Raw genomic sequence first — 1728 nt, forward strand, 5'->3', positions numbered from 1 at the left:
TATGATATCATCCTCGGCGGCAACCAGGCGGTGGACGACGGTTCCGGACAGGTTGCGGTACGTGTGGCCGAACTGCTTGGAATTCCTCACATTTCGACCATTACCAAGCTGGAAATTGACGGCACGAAGGTAATGGCCCACCGCGATGCGGAAGGGGACGTGGAAATCGTGGAAACAACCCTGCCGGTACTCGTAACGGCTCAACAGGGTCTGAACGAACCGCGCTATCCTTCCTTGCTCGGCATCCGGAAAGCGAACAAGATTCCGTTGAAGGTAGTAGGCGCAGGAGATGTGAATGTAGCGGCAACCGCGAAAAATGAAACGGTGGAAACGTTCCTGCCGAAAGAAAAAACGGGCGGTCGCATCCTGGAAGGCGAAACCGAAGCAAGAGTAAAAGAACTTGTTACTCTGCTTCGCACCGAAGACAAAGTGATCTAAGATTTCCCATGAAAGTGACGGGAAGCGTTGTAGCTTATTCCGAGTACTTTCATGGGGACCCGAAGATCGACAGATGAAGTATGTCTCGCGATGTTGCCGGGAACCCAATTCGCCAATAAGCGTGAGAGTACTGGAATAAATAAAGGATTTTCGGGGCGTTATTCAACTGTTTGGCGTGTCTGATTTTGAAATAACGGATTGCGAGGTTCTTATTCGTGGTTCTGGACCACTTTTCAGCTGAAAGATAGCGAAATAAAGCCCGCAAAACCCGTTATTCCAAAATTTCCTGCCAAAAATGATAGGATAAGACCCTGAAAATCCGTTAAGTATCGGACACCGTTTGCTCGTCAAACGGAGTAAACAAATATGGGAATGAGAGAGGATGAATCATATGGGACGCAACGTATTGGTACTTGCTGATATAAGGAACGATAAACTTCGCAATGTGACATTTGAATCACTGACGGCTGCCCGCAAACTTGCAGAAGGCGGTACTGTTTCCGGGGCTCTGCTTGGCAAAAATGTTTCCGGCATGGCAGATGCACTGGCACAGTATGGGGCCGATAAGGTTTTTGTGGTAGACAACGATGTGTTGGCAAACTACGTTCCTGATGCATACGCGAAGGCATTGGAAACGGTGATTCGGGAAAGCGGTGCGGACGTTGTACTGATGGCACACTCCGCGATCGGCCGTGATTTGGCTCCGAAGCTGGCGGCTCGTTTTGAAGCGGGACAGGTATCGGATATTGTGGATGTGCAAGTGGAAGGCGGCAAAATCGTATTCACCCGTCCGATTTATGCGGGTAAGGCGTTCACCAGGAACGTCATTGCTGACGGGATGGTATTTGCGACCATTCGTCCGAACAACCTGCCTGCGGCAGAGCCTGACACTTCCCGCAGCGCAAACGTAACAACCGTTTCGGTTGATCTTCCTGCAGACTCTCTTCGCACGTTCATTAAAGAAGTAGTGAAGAAGAGCACCGGTGGGGTTGACCTGTCGGAAGCAAAGATCATCGTGTCGGGCGGACGCGGTGTGAAGAGTGCGGAAGGCTTTAAGCCGCTGCAGGAACTGGCTGACGTTTTAGGGGCTGCGGTTGGTGCTTCCCGCGGTGCGTGTGATGCGGAATACTGCGATTACTCGCTGCAAATCGGGCAAACCGGTAAGGTGGTGACCCCGGATCTGTACATTGCGTGCGGGATTTCCGGTGCGATCCAGCACTTGGCGGGCATGTCGAACTCGAAGGTCATTGTTGCGATCAACAAAGATCCGGAAGCTCCGATCTTCAAGGT

Annotated in this window: 2 protein-coding genes; both read left to right on the forward strand. The window is 51.4% G+C overall.

What is annotated here, in order from left to right:
* Positions 1 to 438 (forward strand): electron transfer flavoprotein subunit beta/FixA family protein (locus ACFO8Q_RS23865; protein ID WP_380029884.1); only part of this gene is annotated, 438 nt, incomplete at its 5' end.
* Positions 439 to 829: 391 nt separating this feature from the next.
* A partial coding sequence (locus ACFO8Q_RS23870) for an electron transfer flavoprotein subunit alpha/FixB family protein (protein WP_380029885.1) occupies positions 830 to 1728 on the forward strand: 899 nt, incomplete at its 3' end.

It is taken from the genome of Effusibacillus consociatus, from assembly GCF_042652925.1.
Taxonomy (GTDB): domain Bacteria; phylum Bacillota; class Bacilli; order Tumebacillales; family Effusibacillaceae; genus Effusibacillus; species Effusibacillus consociatus.